At 63.0% G+C, this 18,254-nt stretch carries 13 protein-coding genes, 2 pseudogenes and 1 riboswitch; of the genes and pseudogenes, 4 read left to right on the forward strand and 11 right to left on the reverse strand.

Going from position 1 to position 18,254, the window contains the following annotated elements; genetic code table 11:
• Nucleotides 1-186 precede the first annotated feature (186 nt).
• The 4 genes and pseudogenes from GO606_RS01320 to GO606_RS01335 all read right to left on the reverse strand — a co-directional run.
• Nucleotides 187-525: pseudogene (locus tag GO606_RS01320) on the reverse strand (transposase); the annotation flags it as partial.
• Nucleotides 526-715: 190 nt separating this feature from the next.
• Entirely contained in the window at nt 716-1,270 is a 555-nt protein-coding gene (locus GO606_RS01325; RefSeq protein ID WP_169120162.1) for a DUF7713 domain-containing protein, read from the reverse strand.
• A gap of 30 nt (nt 1,271-1,300) precedes the next feature.
• Complete coding sequence (locus GO606_RS01330) at nt 1,301-1,828, reverse strand: hypothetical protein (protein WP_169120160.1); 528 nt, start codon at nt 1,826-1,828, stop codon at nt 1,301-1,303.
• On the reverse strand, nt 1,825-2,430 hold the full coding sequence (locus tag GO606_RS01335; protein ID WP_211166804.1) for a DUF6398 domain-containing protein: 606 nt from the start codon (nt 2,428-2,430) through the stop codon (nt 1,825-1,827). Before GO606_RS01335 ends, GO606_RS01330 begins: the two co-directional genes overlap by 4 nt.
• A 429-nt stretch (nt 2,431-2,859) precedes the next feature.
• Here GO606_RS01335 and GO606_RS01340 point away from each other — a divergent pair, with 429 nt between their 5' ends.
• Genes GO606_RS01340 through GO606_RS01350 form a run of 3 tightly spaced genes read left to right on the forward strand, consistent with a single transcriptional unit; the run spans nt 2,860 to nt 3,697 of the window.
• Nucleotides 2,860-3,129 (forward strand): CopG family ribbon-helix-helix protein, encoded by a 270-nt coding sequence (locus GO606_RS01340; protein ID WP_015435492.1) that lies wholly within the window; start codon nt 2,860-2,862, stop codon nt 3,127-3,129.
• Nucleotides 3,129-3,404 (forward strand): type II toxin-antitoxin system RelE/ParE family toxin, encoded by a 276-nt coding sequence (locus GO606_RS01345; RefSeq protein WP_169120158.1) that lies wholly within the window; start codon nt 3,129-3,131, stop codon nt 3,402-3,404. The genes GO606_RS01340 and GO606_RS01345 overlap by 1 nt, the downstream gene beginning before the upstream one ends.
• A 47-nt stretch (nt 3,405-3,451) precedes the next feature.
• A complete protein-coding gene (locus GO606_RS01350) occupies nt 3,452-3,697 on the forward strand; it encodes an addiction module antidote protein (protein ID WP_169120156.1) in 246 nt (81 codons plus the stop codon).
• 75 nt (nt 3,698-3,772) lie between these two features.
• On the opposite strand, the gene GO606_RS01355 is transcribed toward GO606_RS01350, so the two are convergent.
• A complete protein-coding gene (locus GO606_RS01355; protein ID WP_169120154.1) occupies nt 3,773-5,167 on the reverse strand; it encodes a Fic family protein in 1,395 nt (464 codons plus the stop codon).
• Between the two features lie 572 nt (nt 5,168-5,739).
• Here GO606_RS01355 and GO606_RS01360 point away from each other — a divergent pair.
• A complete protein-coding gene (locus GO606_RS01360; protein ID WP_169120152.1) occupies nt 5,740-5,976 on the forward strand; it encodes a hypothetical protein in 237 nt (78 codons plus the stop codon).
• A gap of 82 nt (nt 5,977-6,058) precedes the next feature.
• Here the strand turns inward: GO606_RS01360 and GO606_RS01365 are convergent, their stop codons facing one another.
• From GO606_RS01365 to GO606_RS01390, 6 genes and pseudogenes are all read right to left on the reverse strand, one after another.
• Entirely contained in the window at nt 6,059-7,354 is a 1,296-nt protein-coding gene (locus GO606_RS01365; protein WP_169120150.1) for an HlyD family type I secretion periplasmic adaptor subunit, read from the reverse strand.
• The gene (locus tag GO606_RS01370) at nt 7,354-9,075 is read right to left on the reverse strand and encodes a type I secretion system permease/ATPase (RefSeq protein ID WP_169120148.1); all 1,722 of its coding nucleotides are present in this window, start codon (nt 9,073-9,075) and stop codon (nt 7,354-7,356) included. Before GO606_RS01370 ends, GO606_RS01365 begins: the two co-directional genes overlap by 1 nt.
• Nucleotides 9,076-9,266: 191 nt before the next feature.
• Nucleotides 9,267-11,678: a calcium-binding protein gene (locus GO606_RS01375; protein WP_246979271.1), complete on the reverse strand. Its 2,412-nt coding sequence runs from the start codon at nt 11,676-11,678 to the stop codon at nt 9,267-9,269.
• A gap of 107 nt (nt 11,679-11,785) precedes the next feature.
• Nucleotides 11,786-13,393 (reverse strand): annotated as a pseudogene (locus GO606_RS22025) (putative Ig domain-containing protein); the annotation flags it as partial.
• Nucleotides 13,394-13,396: 3 nt separating this feature from the next.
• A complete protein-coding gene (locus GO606_RS01385; RefSeq protein ID WP_169200649.1) occupies nt 13,397-14,464 on the reverse strand; it encodes an IS630 family transposase in 1,068 nt (355 codons plus the stop codon).
• A gap of 38 nt (nt 14,465-14,502) precedes the next feature.
• Nucleotides 14,503-17,850: a DUF4347 domain-containing protein gene (locus GO606_RS01390; protein WP_169120318.1), complete on the reverse strand. Its 3,348-nt coding sequence runs from the start codon at nt 17,848-17,850 to the stop codon at nt 14,503-14,505.
• Between the two features lie 159 nt (nt 17,851-18,009).
• A riboswitch (cyclic di-GMP riboswitch) is annotated at nt 18,010-18,096 on the reverse strand.
• Nucleotides 18,097-18,254 lie beyond the last annotated feature (158 nt).

The following is an 18,254-nucleotide window of genomic DNA, read 5'->3' on the forward strand; positions in this document are numbered from 1 at the left end:
CGGGTGAAGCGTCACAACGCGGCGCGAGGTCACCCGCGCCGTTTCACCGGTCCTCGAGTTGCGCCCCTGACGCTCGGGCTTTTTTCGCGCAGCTGAAATCTGCCTTGACGTCCTCGTCAGTTTCGAGCGAAGCGCGGATATCCTCGAAAAATGCCTCGACCATCTCCAAGGCTTCCCGCTTTGTCGTCAGCAGATGCTGCGGCAGACGACCTTGAGGAAGGCCTCGTGAATCACGGCAAGGATCTCGAACCGAATGCGCAATCGGCGAAAGTTGTGCAGCCAGCCGAGAGTGCGTTCGACAACCCAGCGGGTTTTGCCAAGGCCATTACCGTGGGGCTGATCGCGATGGGCGATCTGTGTCCGGATGCTCGCCGCGTACAACGGGCGACGGTATTGGTCGTAGCCGCGATCGGTCTACACGAGCCGCGGTTTCGAGAGCGGTCGTCAACGCTTGCCAGGGATTGGTGGCGTCGCTTCCACCAAGGGGAGAAGCTGTGTGAGGACGTTGCGGTTGGCGCCAGTGAGGGTCATCGCCCGGAAGCCTGCCCTAACGCGCGCCGCCCCTTATCACAGCCGGATCGCATGGCGCCTATGTGGCGAGCGGCGCGCTGATACCCGCCGTTGGATCAACGGGGGAACGTGTCGGTCCTGCCCGCAAGGCGACAGCCGCAAACCGGTTACGCGGTGACGTCCGATCGCAAATTATGCGAAGCGCTTACGGCTCGTCGCTACGATCAACGATCTCCAGCCTGAACTGCCAGCCCTCGAACGCCATCAACATGCGGCCGAACTCATCCCAGGAGATTTCCCGGCCATCGATCACGAGGAGCGGTGTGCGCTGCACTGCGGAATCGTCCCAATCGATTCGCCCTCGTACCGTCTGGGCGGCAATCTGGGGTTCAGGCTCGTCGGCTGTCAGGTGCCTGACCGAGAGCATGCGACGGAGTCTCTCGACCAGTCGCCCGAGCAGCCCGAGCAGATCGTCCTCGGGATCGCCGACCATCTCGCACTGATAACCTGACGGGCATCCATCGCGTAGTTCAAACGCATCCAGCACCACGATGTGCCCGAGAAGTCGCGTGCGGAAATCAAATTGGTGTGTTTCACCGGTGCAGTCCACGAGCCCGATCGGCTCGAAACGGCAGTCTTCGAAACCTTCCAGGCCGTTCAATCGGGCGACCTCGGCGTTGAAGCATCGAGGGCAAAGTTGCCGGTGGCCGCTGTCGATTGCGCCATAGGTGACGATGTCGTGGCTGGGTGGCCTCGCCACATCCCTCGCATTGGATCTTTCGTACGTCGATCACTTGGCCTGCCCTCGACGAGTCTTCCCTTTTGACCTCGGTAGGGCCACGAACGCGATGCAGTTCACCAGATTCCAGATCGCCAGCATGACGTACTTGTCCGATTCCTCAGGAACGATACGTGTCGTCCACTTCGAGGTCTCTACCATCACGTAGGCGAGCAATTCCTTCTCGGGGTGGTCGGCAATGTATTGCTGCATCGAGCGTTCCCGAAGACGATTGTTGAGGTCATCGCCGAATCGAGTGATGGCGATGAAACGCTGCAACTGACGGTCCTGATCATCTTCGGTGATGAGGGGCCAGATCAGGCCCGATTCCTTCATCGCCTGGAAACAGACGAACAGGATCTCGATCGCGAAATCGACCTTCGAAAGCGCAACGCCCAGCCGCGGCAAGACGACGACGGAGCCAAGCAGGTTCGGTTGTGTGCGGAACACCTCGTCTGCGAGTTGCTCTTTCTGCTGCAGGTCCATCGCTTGTGCAGCAATGAGCGCTCTGGCCATGGCGTCGCGCGAGATTCGGCTCATTCGGGCATTTCCGCCTGTTCGGCGGGAATGAAGGGGATCAGGCCTTTCTCATAGGCGAGGCGCTGCAGTTCAAGCGGGGCGGTGCGAATGTCCATCATCAGGCCGTTGATCTGCAGTATCCATACCATGGGGTTGTCCGCGAGCCGGCTGGGCAAGGTCCATTCATGCGAGAAGGGGCCCATCTTGAGCGTGTCCCGGATCGCCTTCGACTTGTTCTGCCCGGTGCTCTCGGCGATCCCGAAAAACGTGTAGATGACCTTCGGCTTGCAGTGAGGATCCTGCGCCGGGTCGTCGAGGAAGTTCACCCGGCCGACCGCATGCACGGCCGCCGCCGCCCAGACGCTGTCCTTGCCGCTCGACAGCGGTGAAGGGCGTTTGCGGGCGAGCGCGCCCACAACACGGTGGATCATCCGGCGGTATTCTTCGTTGAGGTGCTGCACGCAGAACGCGTCGGTCAATGCGGTGATGGCAGCGAATTTCTCTGCCATGGCCTTGGGAATTCGCTCGGGCGTGGTCATGGTGGCGGCAAGAAGGCAAGACGCAACATTGTCGCTGATTGGCCGGCCGACACCAAGGGGTCGGGACCTGACGATGCGGCTCATGGAACCTGCCGCTCGGGCTGATTCTCGATGTGAGGACTGCAGACGGTTCCACACCGGTCGCCGGAACTGCGTCGAACGAACGGCAGTTCCGGCGGAGATGCTACAGCAGATGGCGGGCTGCGCAAGTGACTCGAGGAACAGTTGCCCGTCGTCGATCACACCGACCCGTCACTTGATTGATTCATCTCCAATCACTAAGATTAAGATCGAATCGCTGCGAGAAGTAGGCCTTTGAAGAGCGGTCGCTACGGTCATGGGTGCGGTCGATGTGGTGTTCTGGCGTTTCGAGCGACCGCAACTTGTCGTGGCTGGGGACACAACCGACGCCGTGACGGCGGCGGGGCATCCTCCCCGAGCCGGGATAACCGGGGTGCTGGCTCCGGCAAGTTCCGATGAATCGTGTAATTCCGCAGACGCCGGAGAGTTCAAATGGCACAGACCGAAACCAAAGTACTGACCGCACATGTCCCCCTCCCGTTGGCGGAAAAAGTCGATCAGATGGCTGCCCGACTTGAACGATCGCGCGGCTGGATCATGAAGCAGGCGCTGTCGGCCTGGATCGACCAGGAGGAAGAGCGCAGCCGCCTGACCCGCGAGGCGCTTGCCGACGTCGACGCCGGTCGGGTGATCGACCATCAGGCCGTGCAGGCATGGGCCGACAGTCTCGGCACCGACACACCATTGCCGGTGCCGCGCTGATGGAGCTGAAGTGGACCGGCAAGGCGCTCTCCGACTTGGCGCGTCTGTACGAATTTCTCGCCCCGGTGAATAAGCCTGCCGCTGCGCGCACGATACAGGCGCTCACGGCTGCGCCGTCAAGTTTGCTGGTGAACCCACGTATCGGCGAACGGCTCGATGAATTCGAGCCGTGCGAGGTGCGGCGGATTCTCGTGGGGCATTACGAGATGCGCTATGAGATTCAGGAATCGACGATCTACATGCTGAGGCTGTGGCACACCCGAGAGGATCGCTGACATGGCCTTGGCGCCAACCTATTAAAAGCCAGAGCGCAATTGAGGAAATGGCGCTCTACCTCGAGGCTTGCCTGGAAGACACCGGCGACGATGCGGCCTTCATCGCCAAGGCGCTGGGCGACATTGTCCGCGCCAAGGGCATGACCCAACTGGCCAAGGACACCGGTCTGGGGCGCGAGAGCCGGTACAAAGCACTTTCCGGCGAGGGCAATCCGAGCTTCGCCACCATCCTTAAGGTGACGCACGCGTTGGGCCTGCAACTGCATGCGGCGCCGCGCCAGGCGCCGGGTTGATCGCTGCCGCGCCGCGCATCTCCGGCATCGCTGCCTGGCGACAGGCCTGAAACCCTGCGTGTGATTTGTGTGGCGTCACGAAGCACCCCGCTGCTCTAGCCACGCCGAAAACTCCAGTGGCCTCAACCCGAAGCGGATCGCGTTGCCGGGGTGAATCGTGTTGAACTCGGCCAACGTCAGGGCGACGAAACGCGGCCGGTCGTCTTTGCCCACTGTGGCCGGCATGACGGCGCGGATCGCGTCTTCGTCGGCGTGCAGCCCGCCGCGCACGATGGCGGCGACGGTTTCGGCCAGTTCGTTGCGGTAGCGCAGGCGGAAGGTGTCGGGCGGGACGAGCTGCTGCTGCACGGCGACGTATTGCTGGCAGGAGCGTTCGTAGGCCCAGACGAAGACATCGCGCAGCAGGGCGACGTCGTTGAGTTCATACACGCCGAGCATTGCATCGACATAGGCCTGCTGCGGCACGTCGATGAAGGACAGCGGGCAGAGGTTGTGCCGGATCAGCGGGATGTTGGCAGCCAGCCGCGAGACGCGCTTGTTCACGTCCTCGAAGGGTTGCAGATAGGGCAGATGCACCATCAGGAAGAAGGCCTGCTCGAAAGGATCGTCGATCTCGGCGGCAATGCGCAGCACGATGCCGAACAGCTCCGCCAGCCGCTGCGGCAGGGCGATCGGCAAATAGACGCTGCCGCCGATTTCGACCGAGTGCGTGCGCAGGCGGCCGCAAGTGAGCGGATCGCGCATCAGACCGTCGGACAGGAAGGCGTGCAGGGCGATGACGGTTTCCGCCGACAGGCCGGCGCGTTCGACGTCGCGGACGAGGTATTCGATGGCCGCCTTGTGGTTCAGGATCATCTGGGTTTCCAGTGCATCCTTGCCCTCGGCAGCCTCGCCGAATTCGATCAGACGCTCGGTATCGAGCCGACTGTAGGTGTTGCCTTCGAGTCGCGAGGACGCCCAGGAGAGGTCGATGAGCAGGCGGTTGAGAATGTCCCGCGCGAAGGTGCCGGCGACTGCTTGTTCGGCGGGCGAGCGCCCCATGCTGTGCAGTTGGGCGCGTAAGTCGGCGGGCAGATAGGCCGTCCGGTTGGGGTGGTATTGCTCCAGAAAGCTAATCTGGTAGCTGACGGGTTTGCGTTGCTGGCGCGGCTGGCGAACGTAGGCCTTGATTGCTATCCCCTCGGCGGACAGAGGGACGTATGTTTCACCTGTTCCGGAGGCCTGAAGGTTGGGCAATTCGACGTCCGACGAGCCGACGGTTTCCGGCAGTCGATACTTGAGGGCGCGCCCCTCGCCTTCGGTTCGCACACGTTGTTGCGCAACCAGGCTGGCCAGACGGCGTTGCAGGGTGCGGCGCGGCAATGCCGGGCCTATCTGCTTGAGCAGCCCGTCGATGCCGATTCCGCCCGGATGTCGAGCGATCAGGTCGAGGATGGGCTGGAGTTCCTCGTTCAGGATTTTTTTTGGCATGAGATCGCTTCTATATGGCGCGTAATGCAGTATCGCGCCATTTTAAATGGCGCGCAAATAAGCAGTCGTGCCACTTGATGGCCGCTTTCGCGCCATGTCCCACTTCCGGCCATTACGACTGCCAGATTGCCGGCGGCGGTCTGGCGCGTGGACTGGTAGCCGTCACGGCCAACGAAGCGGAGTTCCGCCGGGGCGGTGGACTGTGTATCGAGAATTGGCGAGGATCAAGGGTAAGCTGAAGTGAAACGACCCTGACGCTCACTGTGCTTGCTGCCCCGCGCGGCTGTGTCGAGATGGCAAACTGTGGAGTTCGCGACGACTTTGACTATGCGTTTGTCGATGTATGGGGAGACTGATTTTTTCGTAAGATCGCGTGGCGGTTTCGCGCCGATACTGGCCTTCAGAGGCAATGTTCTTACAAAAAATCGCACCTAAGCTACTGATTTATTGGAATTGTAGGCCGGATTGTGGCTCCAGTTGTCACCGGTTCGATCCCGGTATGTCGCCCCAAGAATAAAGCAGTTAGCGTAGATTGAGCAGTCAGCGCAAAAGTCAAAGCAGAAGGCCCGCCGGTGAGTGGGCCTTCTTTTTTTGGTGCGCTCTCGAATTTCCGTGGCCGGCTGCTTGCTGATCAGCAAGCAGTCGCCATCCATGACTATCGCCATCAGGCAATTGTGAGTCGTAAGGTGACAGCCGCACGCTGGTTGGCGCAAGGGGCGTGGCGGCTGGCCGACTGGAACGTGACCTTCCTGAGTGATGATCTGTACTGCCAACAGCCTTTCTGTGAGCAGGTGCGCGCCCGTGGATAACTTGCTGTCGCAGTGCCCTTGATGGCGTCCATCAAAGGGGGACAACTTCACATCCTCGATGAAGCCTTCAATAGCTTACGGCTTACGGCTCACGCAGGGCACGGCGCAGGGTGTCAGTGATGGGGGAGATCAGGTAGTCGATCACGCTGCGGCTTTCGAGCAGCACGTACACTTCGGCGGCCATGCCCGGTTTAATGGCAGGGATGCCCGCAGCGCGCAGCGCGTCGGTCGGGGCGCGAACCTGGATCACGTAATAAGGCTGGCCGTCCTTGTCCGTCAGGGCGTCGGCCGAAATGTAGCTCAGGCTGCCCCGCACCAAGGGTGTCGTGCGCGCGTTGAAGGTGGTGAAGCGCAGTTCCGTCCCTTGCTCCGCTCGCAGATGCTTGATGGCATCCACACCGACCTGCGCTTCAACGACCAGCGCCTCGTTGTCCGGAACGATTTCCATCAGCGGTTCGCGTGCGGGCGCCACCTCCCCGGGGGCATTGAGCCGCAGTCCCACCACTGTGCCCGAAACTGGTGCTACAACCGACTTGCGGCGAGCGGCATCTTCCAGCGGGCGCAACTGTTCGCGCAACTGGACCAACTGGGCATTGGTCTCCTTGAACTCCTCGGCGGCGATGCGCTGGTATTCGCTGCGGGCCGAAGCCAGGCGCAGGGCGAGGTCGTTGCGGCGCTGTTCGGACTGCGCCAGTAGCGCCTCGTGCTCGCCCTGCTTGGCACTGTACTCAGCCACCGAACGTTCAAAGGTGATTACGCGAGCGCGGGAAATGAACTGCTTGTGCACCAGTGTTTCGTTGAGCGCCAACTCCTCCCGTGCCAACCGGACGGCCTCGCGGCTGGCGTCCATTTGGCGCTGCAACGCCGCCTGTTCTTCGATGACAGCGCGTAACTGGCGCTGGTAGCTCGCCAATTGCTCGTCAAGCAAGGCGCGACGGGTGCGAAATATCCGCAGTTCGCGCTGGAATGCGTTGTTGGCGAGGGTGCGGTCGAAGGCGATGCGCTGTTGCGCACGCACTTCGAAACGCGGTGCCAGTTGCTGTTCGGCGTCCAGGCGCTCGCGCTTGAGGGTTTCGAAGACCATCAGTTCCTGCAGAAGCTGATGGTTTGCGTCGAGTTTGACGTCGTCGAGCTCGACCAGCGACTGCCCCTCGCGCACCCGGTCGCCATTGCGCACCAGGATGCGTTTGACGATGCCGCCGTCGGTATGCTGTACGAACTTGCGGTTGGTCTCGGCCTTCACCAGCCCCACCGTCACCACCGCGCCCTCGAGCGGGGCGAGCCACATCCAGAAAAGGAAGGCGAGCAGGCTCATGCCGATGGCCCACAGCCCCAGGCGTTGAGCGGCCACCGGCGGACTTACGGACGACAGGTTCATCAGGCGGCCCCTTGCATCAACTCGGCCGCAGCCGCAGGCTGTGCGCTCCCCGACAGTCGCGCCAGCACCTCGTCGCGCGGTCCGAGAAGCTCCATGCGCCCTTCGCGCAACACCAGCAGATAGTCGAGGGGGGCCACGAGCGAAGCCTTGTGGGTGATTACGACCACGGTGGTGCGCTCCTGACGGAGTTCGGCCAGGGTCAGGACCAGCGCCTGTTCGCCGTCGGCGTCGAGATTGGCGTTGGGCTCGTCGAGCACGACGATGCACGGTCGCCGGAATAGCGCCCGCGCCAGACCCACGCGCTGGGCCTGCCCCGCCGACAGTCGGATGCCGCCTTCGCCCAGCAACGTGTTGAAGCCATCGGGCAGCTTGAGAATCATGTCGTAAGCATGAGCGCGGCACGCGGCTTCGACCACCTCTGGGCCAGCCTGCGTGTCGAAACGGGCGATGTTCTCGGCGACCGTGCCGGGGAAGAGCTCGACATCCTGCGGCAGGTAGCCCAGATGGGGGCCGAGCTGCTGCACGTCCCACTGAGCAATTTCGGCGCCATCGATGCGCACCTTGCCCGCGCTCGGCGCCCACACGCCGACCATCACCTTGGCGAGACTCGATTTGCCCGCGCCGCTCGGGCCGAGGATGCCCAGTGACTTGCTCGCGGGCAAAGTGAAGTCGACATGACGCAGGAGGGGAAAATCGGGGCTGCGCCCCGCCAGCGCGATGCGTTCGAGCTGCAGCTTGCCGGTGGGTGTCGGCAGCGGTGTCCGCTCGCCACTGTCCTGCGCCGCCGGGAGTAACTGCGTCAGCCGACGGTACGCGCCGCGAGCCGCCACCAGCCCGCTCCAGTTGCCGATCAGGGCCTCGACCGGCGCCATGGCACGGCCAAAGAGAATGGTGCCGGCGATCATGATGCCCGGGGTGACATGATTATCGAGTACCAGCCACGCCCCCACTCCCATCATCGTGACCTGGATCGCCTGGCGTAGAAACTTGCTCGCCGCAAGCAGACTGCCGGCGCGGGTGCTGCTCGTCTGCATCAGATCGAGCGTGCGGCGGTTGAGCCCGTTCCAGCGGGCGGCAAAGGCGACGGTCATGCCCATGCCGTTGAGCACATCCGCGTTGCGCAGGCCCTGGTCTACGAACTGCGCCCCGCGCCGCGTCGATTCGGCCAGCTGTTCGAGCGCGGTGCGGTTTGCACGTTCGGTACTCCAGGCGATCGCCATCAACAGCAGGGCGCCGCCCAGTGCCACCGCGCCCAGAGCCGGGTGAAACAGAAAGATCACGATGACGTAGACGCCCATCCACGGGGCGTCGAACAGGGCGATGACATTTGCGCCGGAGAGGAAGCCGCGCAGCGTCCCTACGTCGCGCAAGCCACCCGAGGGCGAAGCCGGGGCGGGCGCGCTCGCCACGCGCACAATGTGGCGCAGCACGGTCTCGCCCAGGCATTCGTCGATGCGCCGGCCGACTTCGACCAGCACGCGGGAGCGAGCCACTTCCACCGCGCTCATGGCGACGAGCGCAATCGCCACGCCGACTGAGAGCATGGCCAAGGTCGCTTCGCTGCGACTTGAGAGGACGCGGTCGAACACCTGCAGCATGTAGAGGGTGGGTCCCAGCAGCATGAGATTGACGAAGATGCTGAAACCGGCGGCATACCACAGCGCACTGTGCAGCGGAGCGAGCAGCGTCGGTAGCCGGCGCGGGGTGTCGGTCGAAGGCATGATGTTCGGAGAATAGTTTTTTGAATGCCAAGCAGGTCGCCGGCGGCGCGTAACGTCGCACGCTGCTTTGCGCGACCAGCCGGAATCACCCAAAGCAGCGGCGGACGGCCCGGACACGCTGGCGCGGGCAAGGCGGTCCGTTCAGACGCCGCGCCGAATCGCGTGAGCGGGACGCAACTTTGCGCGGCATCTTAGCTGACCATGAAATCTCCCGCGCCGAGTGCGAGTCCGGGGGTGAGCGTGGCGAACTGGAGCGCGCTAATGCTCCCCGTGCCGTCAGCGTCGTAATACAACGCGCCTGTGGCGCTGTTGTAGATCAGGTAGTCATTGGCATCGGCCGCGGTGGTGATGCCGTCGCCCATTCGGAACAGGCCGGCAGCCAGTGCCCCCGTGGCGGTCAGCGACGTGAAGAGGGCGTTCTCAAGCTGGATCGTGTCGTCCACCACCCGGAAGTCGGTGATCGTGTCGAGGTTCGACGCGGCATTGAGCGTGGTGTCAAAGCGGAAAATGTCCAGCCCCGCACCGCCGGTCAGGATATCGTTGCCCGCGCCGCCGTTGAGGGTATTGGCGCTGCCATTGGCGATCAGGATGTTGTCGAGGGCGTTTCCGGTCAGCTTGTACGCTGTCGTGTTGAGGAGGGTCGCGTTCTCGACATTGGCGCCAAGCGTGTAGGTGCCGCCTGCGGTCGCGATCTTCACCTGCACCACGTCGGTGCCGCCCAGGGCGGCCGTGGCGTTCGTCTCGACCACCGCATCAGCGACGTTATCCACCACGTAGGTGTCGCTGCCATCGCCGCCGATCAGCCTGTCGGCTCCCACTCCGCCGTCAAGAGTGTCGTTGAAGGCGCTGCCCGTCAGAGTGTTCGCGCCGGCGTTGCCGGTCATCGCCAAGGCGTTCATCACCGCGGCGGCGTTGACGTTGAGCGCCGCGGTGCCAAGAGTCACCGCAGTCGCCCCGCTGCCGGTGCCGACCACCACCCGCTCGATGCCGCTGTCCCCGGCGTACAGCGTCAGCGTGCTCGCCGTGCTCGCCGCAAAGCGCACTTCATCGCTGCCGGTCGTGCCGCTATCGGCGATCTCGGCCGCCGGGTGCTCGGTCGCCAGAGCGATCAGATATACGTCCGATCCTTCCCCGCCGTTCAGGCTGTCGGTGCCCCCTTTGCCGTCGAGGACGTTGGCGGCGGCATTGCCCGTGAGGGTGTTGTTGAGGGCGTTGCCGCTCAGATTGAGACGGCTGCCGCCCGTGTCGCCGGCGTCAAGGTGCTCGAGGTTGGCGCCCAGCGTCAGGGTTGCCATAGTGGTGTTGGTCGAACTGCCGCGCAGCCGGATCGTGTCGGTGCCGGCATTGAGGGCTTCGGTCACGGTGTCCTGCAGCGCGCCGGCCGCGGTGAGGTCGACCAGATAAGTATCGTCGCCCAGCCCGCCTTGCAGGATGTCGGTGCCGGCTCCGCCGTCGAGCCTGTTCGCTGCGGCGTTGCCGTTGAGGGTGTTGTTCAGGCCGTTCCCCTGCAGGTCATAGGCGACGGCGCTGATCAGTGTGGCGTTCTCGACGTTCTCCGCTAGGATGAACTGGCCACCGGTGCTGGCGATGCCGACTTGCACCAGATCGAGGCCCGCGTTGAGCGCTTCGTGCACGACGTCGTCCCCGTGGTCGATGATGTAGGTGTCGTTGCCGGCACCGCCTACCATCGTGTCGGCGCCGGCGCCACCATTGAGGATGTTGGCTGCCGCGTTACCGGTGAGGGTGTTATCCAGCGCGTTGCCTGTCAGATTGAATGCAACAAGACTGGTGAGGGTCGCGTTCTCGACGTTGTCCGCGAGGCGATAGGTTCCGCCCGCGGTGGCGACGCCGACCTGGACCAGATCCGTGCCGGCGTCGAGCGCTTCGCTGACTCCGTCTCCTGCATTGTCGATGACGTAGGTGTCGTTGCCGGCACCGCCCGTGAGCGTGTCGATGCCGGCACCGCCGTTGAGGGTGTCGTTGCCGTCACCCCCCGCCAGGGTGTTGACGGCGGCATTGCCGGTGAGGACGTTGTCGAGGGCGTTGCCCGTCACGGAGAACGCGACGAGACTGCTCAGTGCGGCGTTCTCGACGTTGTCTGCGAGGCTGTACGTTCCGCCCGCGAGGGCGATGCCGACCTGGACCAGATCCGTGCCGGCGTCGAGCGCTTCGCTCACCGCGTCTCCTGCATTGTCGATGACGTAGGTGTCGTTGCCGGCACCGCCCGCGAGTGTGTCGGCACCGGGGCCGCCATTGAGGACGTTGGCGGCGGCATTGCCCGTGAGGGTGTTGTTGAGGGCGTTGCCACTCAGATTGAGGCGGCTGCCGCCCGTGTTGCTGGCATCAAGGTGCTCGATGTTGGCGCCCAGTGTCAGGGTCACTGTAGTAGTGTTGGTCGAACTGCCGCGCAACCGGATCGTGTCGGTGCCGGCATTGAGGGCTTCGGTCACGGTGTCCTGCAGCGCGCCGGCCGCTGTGAGGTCGATCAGATAAATGTCATCGCCCAGTCCGCCTTTCAGGATGTCCGTCCCGGCTCCGCCGTCGAGGGTGTCTACACCGGCTTCGCCATTGAGCGTGTCGTTGCCAGCCAGGCCATTGAGCACGTCGTCCCCAGCAAGACCATTGAGGACATCGCTACTGGCCGTTCCGTTGATGACGTTCCCTTCAGGCGTGGGCGGGGGTGGGTGGTGGACGAGGACGCGACAGTGAGGCGGAAAATGTCCGAAACGGAGGTGCCGGCGTCGTCGGTTGCGGTCATTCTAAAATCGAGAGGCCCGATGTCGATCGGGTCAGGGGTACCGGACAAGGTGCCGGTCGCGGCATTGAAAGAGAGCCACGGCGGCAGTCCGCTGCCGTCGGCCATGCTGAGGCCGTAGGTGAGCATTTCAAGGTCCGGATCCTTGAAGGCGCCGGCGGGCACCGAATAGTTGAAGGGGGTGCCGATTGTCAAATTCTTGTCGGGCAGGGGGGTGGCAAGCGTTGGCGCATCATTCGTCGCGATGATCTCCACCGTGGTGCTGCCGGTCACGCTGAGAGCCCCTCCCGTACCCTGGCTGCCGGTATTGCCGTCGCTGAAAGTCCAGTCGATCTGGACCGTGGCCGGGGGCGCGTCCGAAGTGTTGCCGTAGGCAATCTGCTGCATCGCCGAATTGACCCGGGCCTGGGTGGCGCTGGCATTGAAGACAAGCGTCAACGTGCCTGCGGCGTTGGCGGTCACGCGACCGATCGTAATGCCATCGACCGCGAAATAGCGACCAGTGAGCAAGGTGGAAAGCGAACCGCCGGATGCTGCGGAAAACACATCTTCGCCGCTGGCCCCGTCATGGCGCGTCAGGGTCAGCGTGGCGCCGTTGTAGTTTTTTGCTGTCGAAAGTTCGAGGTCAAAAATCTGAGCATCGCGATCCAGGACAACGTAGTTTGGATAGTGCGATTCGATAAAGGCAGGGTGCGCGTCCAGCGTGTTCGCGGAGGGCGAGAAGGTGCTGTCCAGACTGCCGTCGGAGTTGTAGCGGGCCAGTGCGAAGTCGCCGTTGCTGGACCCGGCCAGCAGAATCTTGCCGTCGGCCTGCACAGTGACGCTGCGACCCGCATCGTTTGCCGAGTCGAAGTCAGTCGTGAGCTTGCCATCCTTGTCGAAGCTGGTGTCAAGACTGCCGTTGGCGTTGTAGCGAACCAGCGCGAAGTCGCCGTTGCTGGATCCCGCCACCAAAATCTTGCCGTCAGCCTGCACGGCGACACTCTCGGCACTGCCCCATGAGCCGAAGTTGGTTATGACTTTGCCATCGACATCGAAGCTGGTGTCGAGACTGCCATTTGTGGTGTAGCGCGCCAGGATGAAATCCCCATTGGCGGATCCCGCCACCAGGATTTTTCCGTCGCCTTGCACGGCGACACTGTTTCCAAAGCCCTGTGAATACGAACCGAAGCTGGTTGTGAGCTTGCCATCGGCATCGAAGCTGGTGTCGAGGCTGCCGTCGGTGTTGTAACGTGCGAGGGCGAAGCTGTCATAGGTATTTCCCGCTACCAGTATCTTCCCGTCGGCCTGCACTGCAACGCTTCGGCCGGCGTCCTGATACGAGCCGAAGTTGGTCGTCACCGTGCCATCGCTATCGAAGTTGGTGTCGAGGCTGCCGTCGGGGTTGTAGCGCGCCAGCGCGAAGTTGCCGTCACAGGATCCCGCCACCAGAATCTTGCCGTCGGCCTGCACGGAGACGCTGCGACCCTCTCCACCTCCGTCATACCAAAAAATGTTGGCCGTCACCGTGCCGTCGCTAGCGAAACTGGTGTCGAGACTGCCGTCGGGGTTGTAGCGTGCTAGTGTTTAATTGCGTAAGTTAACAATAGTATTACGAAGCTGTGACCCGCGAACCTCTCGTTTGCGCCAGACGAATGGCGCTGCGTTTTCGTTGTAGGCGGCAGTGAAGGCATGGATGGCCTCAATGAGTTGCTCGACGCTTCGGAAGCTCGCGTTGTTCAGCGTCTTTCGCTGGAAGATGCCGAACCAGATTTCGACTTGGTTGAGCCAGCTCGCACTGGTAGGCGTGAAGTGAAAGGTGACGTTCGGATGTGCGGCGAGCCAGTCCTCGTTCTTCTTGTGGGTGTTCAAGTTGTCCAGGATGACGTGGATCTGCCGGTCGACGGGCTGGTCGGCAACGACCTCGTCCATGAAGGCCTGGAAGTCGGCGCGCTTTTTAGTCTGCGTCGTCTTGCCTCGGATGACGCCGGTGGCGACCTCCAATGCGGCGAACAAATTGACGGTGCCGTGCCGCTTGTAGGTGCTCTTCATTCCCTGGACGACCTTGCCACTGCTGGTCTGCACGTAGCCGCGCGCCCGCTCGAGGGCTTGAATCGAGGGCTTCTCGTCGACGCTGATCACCAGGGCGTTCTCGGGCGGGTTCAAGTACAGCCCGATTATGTCGGCCGCTTTGGCGGCAAACTCCGGGTCCGTGCTGACGCACCACGAACGGTGGCGCTGCAACTGGATGCCTTCCTTGCGCAGGATGCGCCACACCGCGTGATCGGACACGCTCAGCGCCTTGGCCAGCGAGCCCCCATCCCAGCTCGCCATGCCGGCCGGTGGCGGCAATTCGAGCTGTGCCAAGATTCGGTCGCGCAACTCGACACCGTACTTGGCGGGCTTGCCGGGCCGGGGCGCGTCGCGAAGCCCTGCGATACCTTGCTCGGCAAAGCGTCGGCGCCACAGCCCGACCGTATTCGGTCGAACACCGAGCTCGCTGGCAACCTCGTCATTGCGCTTGCCATGCAGGCACGCCAGAACGATGCGCGCACGCTCGACCAGGCGAACCTCGCCGCTCCGACTTCGAGACAGACGCTCAAGCTCCGACATCACTTCTGCCGGACACGACAACTCAACCGCCACTCGCGCCATGAGACCCCCTTGTGTCAAGCGAAGTGGGTATCATAATACTATCTTGTATTAACGCAACTAAACACTAGCGCGAAGTCGCCGACGCTGGAGCCCGCCACCAGGATCTTGCTATCGGCCTGTACGGCCATGCTGCGACCGCCGTAATCACCATAATAGAAACCGAGGTCGGTCGTCACCCTGCCGTCGCTGGCGAAGCTGGTGTCAAGACTGCCGTCGGGGTTGTAGCGTGACAGGGCGAAGTCGCCGTTGCTGGAACCCGCCATCAGGATCGTCCCGTCGTCCTGCACGGCAACACTATAGGCGCCATCATCAAACGAAGATGCGCCGAAGTCCGTTGTGACCTTGCCATCCCGGACCGTAAACGTCGGCGCCGTATTGATGACAGGAAGACCGGAGGCGTTCGTCACGGCAGCGGTCGCCACGCTCGCCTTGCTTTCCGCCGTACCCATGCCGTCAGTGTAGGAGGCCACCACGGTGATGGCCTTGCCGACTTGCGCCTGCCCCAGCAGAAGAGTGCTACCCGTAGCGCCGCTGATGTTGCTGCCCGCTGCCTGCCATTGGTAGCTGATGGTGCCCAGGCCGTCCGAATCGACCAGTTTATTTGTCGCGGTCAGGGTCTGGCCCAGGCGGGCAGTGCCGGTGATCGTGACGCTGCCAGACGGAGCATCGTTGACGTTGGCGACCTTTGCCGAGGGTTCGCCGGTAAAGGTGGTAGTTCCACCCAACGTATCGGTGGTCGTGGCCACTACACGCAGGTGTTTGCCCACCTGGCTCTGGTCGGCTGCGATGCTGTAACTCGGGCCGGTGGCGCCATTGAGGTCGCTCCATCCGCTCGCGCCATCGCCGGAGACTTGCCACTGGTAGCCAGTGCCCGTCAGCCCGTCGACATCGCTTACGTTGGTCAGACTGGCGGTCAGCCTGCCGCCCTCCTGAGCTGCGCCGGTGACGGTCAGGGTTCCGCTCGCTTCGCGATCGACGATCACACGGAAGGTGTCGTAAACCGAAGCGCCCTCGCCATCCGTCGCGGTCATTAGAAGCTCGAAGGCGCCGGTATCGCCCGCGCCAGGCGTGCCCGTCAGGCTGCGGGTCGCAGCATTGAATGACAGCCACGGCGGCAGCCCTGTTCCATTAACCATGCTGATCTTGTAGCTCAGAGCCTCGCGGTCAGGGTCGTTGAAAGTGCCGGCCGGTAGGGTGTAGTTGAATGGAATATCAACGGCGCCGATCTGGTCCGGCATGGGGGCGACGAGTTGTGGCGCATCATTGCGCGGACTGATCTGCACGGTGGTGCTGCCGCTGATGCTGAGTGCCCCTCCCGTACCCTGGCTACCGGTATTGCCGTCGCTGAACGTCCAGTCGATCTGCACCGTCGCCGGCGGCGCGTCCGAAGTGTTGACGTAGGCAATCTGCTGCATTGCCGCATCGACCCGTGCCTGGGTGGCGTTGGCGTTGAAGGCGAGCGTCAACGTACCTGCACCATTGGTGGTCACGCGACCGATCGTGACGCTGTCAATAGCAAAATAGCTGCCGCTGAGAAGCGTGGAAAGCGTGCCGCCGGATGCTGCGGAAAACACATCTTCGCCGCTGGCACCGCCATGGCGCGTGAGGGTCAGCGTGGCGCCGTTGTAGTTGCCCGCGGTGGCAAGTTCGCCGTCGAGGATGTGGACGCCGGGATCGAGAACGACGGGGGAAATGTAGTAATAGGAATCGTGCCCGGAGCCGTAGGACTCCCTATAGGTCGGGCTGGCAGCGAGCGTGTTCTCCGGGGGCGAAAAGGTCGTGTCAAGGCTGCCGTCGGTGTTGTAGCGTGCCAGCGCGAGGTCACCGTTGTTGGATCCCGCTACCAGGATCTTGCCGTCAGCCTGCACGGTAACGCTACGACCCTCGCCGCTATATGGATCGAAGGAGGTCGTGAGCATGCCATCGTTGTCGAAGCTGGTGTCAAGACTGCCGTCCGTGTTGTAGCGTGCCAGCGCGAAGTTGCCGTTGCTGGATCCCGCTACCAGAATCTTGCCGTCCGCCTGTAAGGTGACGCTGCGCCCCTCTCCCAAGTTGGTCGTAACCTTGCCATCGCCGCTGAAACTGGTATCGAGCTTGCCGTCGGTGTTATAGCGTGCCAGCGCGGTTTTGCCGCCGCTGGATCCGGCCACCAGGATTTTGCCGTCAGCTTGCACGGAGACGCTGCGACCCTCATCGCCATACCAACCGAGATCGGTCGTCACCGTGCCATCGCTATCGAAGCTGGTGTCAAGACTGCCGTCGGGGTTGTAGCGGACCAAGGCGAAATCACCGCTGCTGCTCCCCGCCACCAGGATCTTGCCGTCAGCCTGCACAGCGAGGCTGTTTCCGTCGTCATAGAAACCGAGATCGGTCGTCACTGTGCCGTCGCCATCGAAGTTGGCGTCGAGGCTGCCGTCGGTGTTGTAGCGCACCAGCGCGAAGTTGCCGTTGCTGGATCCCGCTACCAGTATCTTGCCGTCAGCCTGCACGGAGACGCTGCGACCCTCATCGCCATACCAACCGAGATTGGTCGTCACCGTGCCGTCGCTATCGAAGCTGGTGTCAAGACTGCCGTCGGGGTTGTAGCGGACCAAGGCGAAATCACCGCCGCTGGTCCCCGCCACCAGGATCTTGCCGTCAGCCTGCACGGAGACGCTGCGACCCTCTCCGCTATACCAACCGAAGTCGGTCGTCACCGTGCCGTCGCTGGCGAAGCTGGTGTCGAGATTGCCGTCGATGTTGTAGCGCACCAGTGCGAAGCCGCTACTGCTGGAGCCAGCCACCAGGATCTTGCCGTCCGCCTGCACGCTGACGCCGTTTCCATAGTCATCGGAACCGAAGTCGGTCGTGACCTTGCCATCCGCGACAGTGAACGTCGGCGCCGTATTGGCCGCGAGCAGCCCGGCCCGATCGCTACCCTGAAGCCCGGAAACTTCGATGTTCCCCGTTGTCCGCTCCAGTACCCAGTCGCCGCCCAGCGCCCCGGCACCCGTCAGATCATTCGACGCCGCCACGTCAGCCCCGGTGGCCGCGGCCAGTGCCGCGATGAAAGCCTCTCCAGTGCTGCCCGCAGCGACGTTGCATCCGTACAGCAGCAGATCGCCGCTTGCGCTCAGTGCCTGGCCGATCGCCTGCAAAGGCATCTGATAGTTGCCGAGAGTGCTCTGATCGAGCGCCGTCGCCCCGAGATGCACCGTGCCGGCCGCCCCATGCGAAACGATCTGGATCGAGTCCAGTCCGCTATAGCCTGCGAGAGCCGCCTGCATCTGCGCCAGCCCATCCTCGCTCGCCTCGAGCAATACCCATTCGGTATCGGCGCTCAGGCCGGCAATCAGTGCCTGGAAGTCGGCGACACGGCTATCGATGAAGACAATGTTCTTGGTCATGGGCAGGTTCTCGGCAGAGTGACGGAGCAGCGTGCGGTATCAGTCAAGGCGGACGCACCGTCGTCGCATGAACTTTGGCAGCCCATTGGATGGCGACGATACGGTGGTGAAGCTGCGTACCGAGGGGCGCAATGGGCGTCAGCACGAACGTGCCGAGGCCGAGGCAACCCGGCTGCCCGCCTGGGTTTCAGGTTAGGGCCCGCGGCTTTGCGTCCGGGGCTTTCGCCCCGTTTGCTTTTTGACTCGTGGCCGGATTATATGCGCCTGCAATCGGCGCCTCTAATCTTTTCGTCATCTCTATATGCAGATCGAGCGACCCCCGCAAATTTCGTCTTGCAGCGTAGTCGTCATACGATCGAACTGTCCGCAAAGACGCCGGTCGACTGCGGCACGGATACTGCAAA

This window comes from Aromatoleum anaerobium (assembly GCF_012910705.2).
In the GTDB taxonomy this organism is placed as follows: domain Bacteria; phylum Pseudomonadota; class Gammaproteobacteria; order Burkholderiales; family Rhodocyclaceae; genus Aromatoleum; species Aromatoleum anaerobium.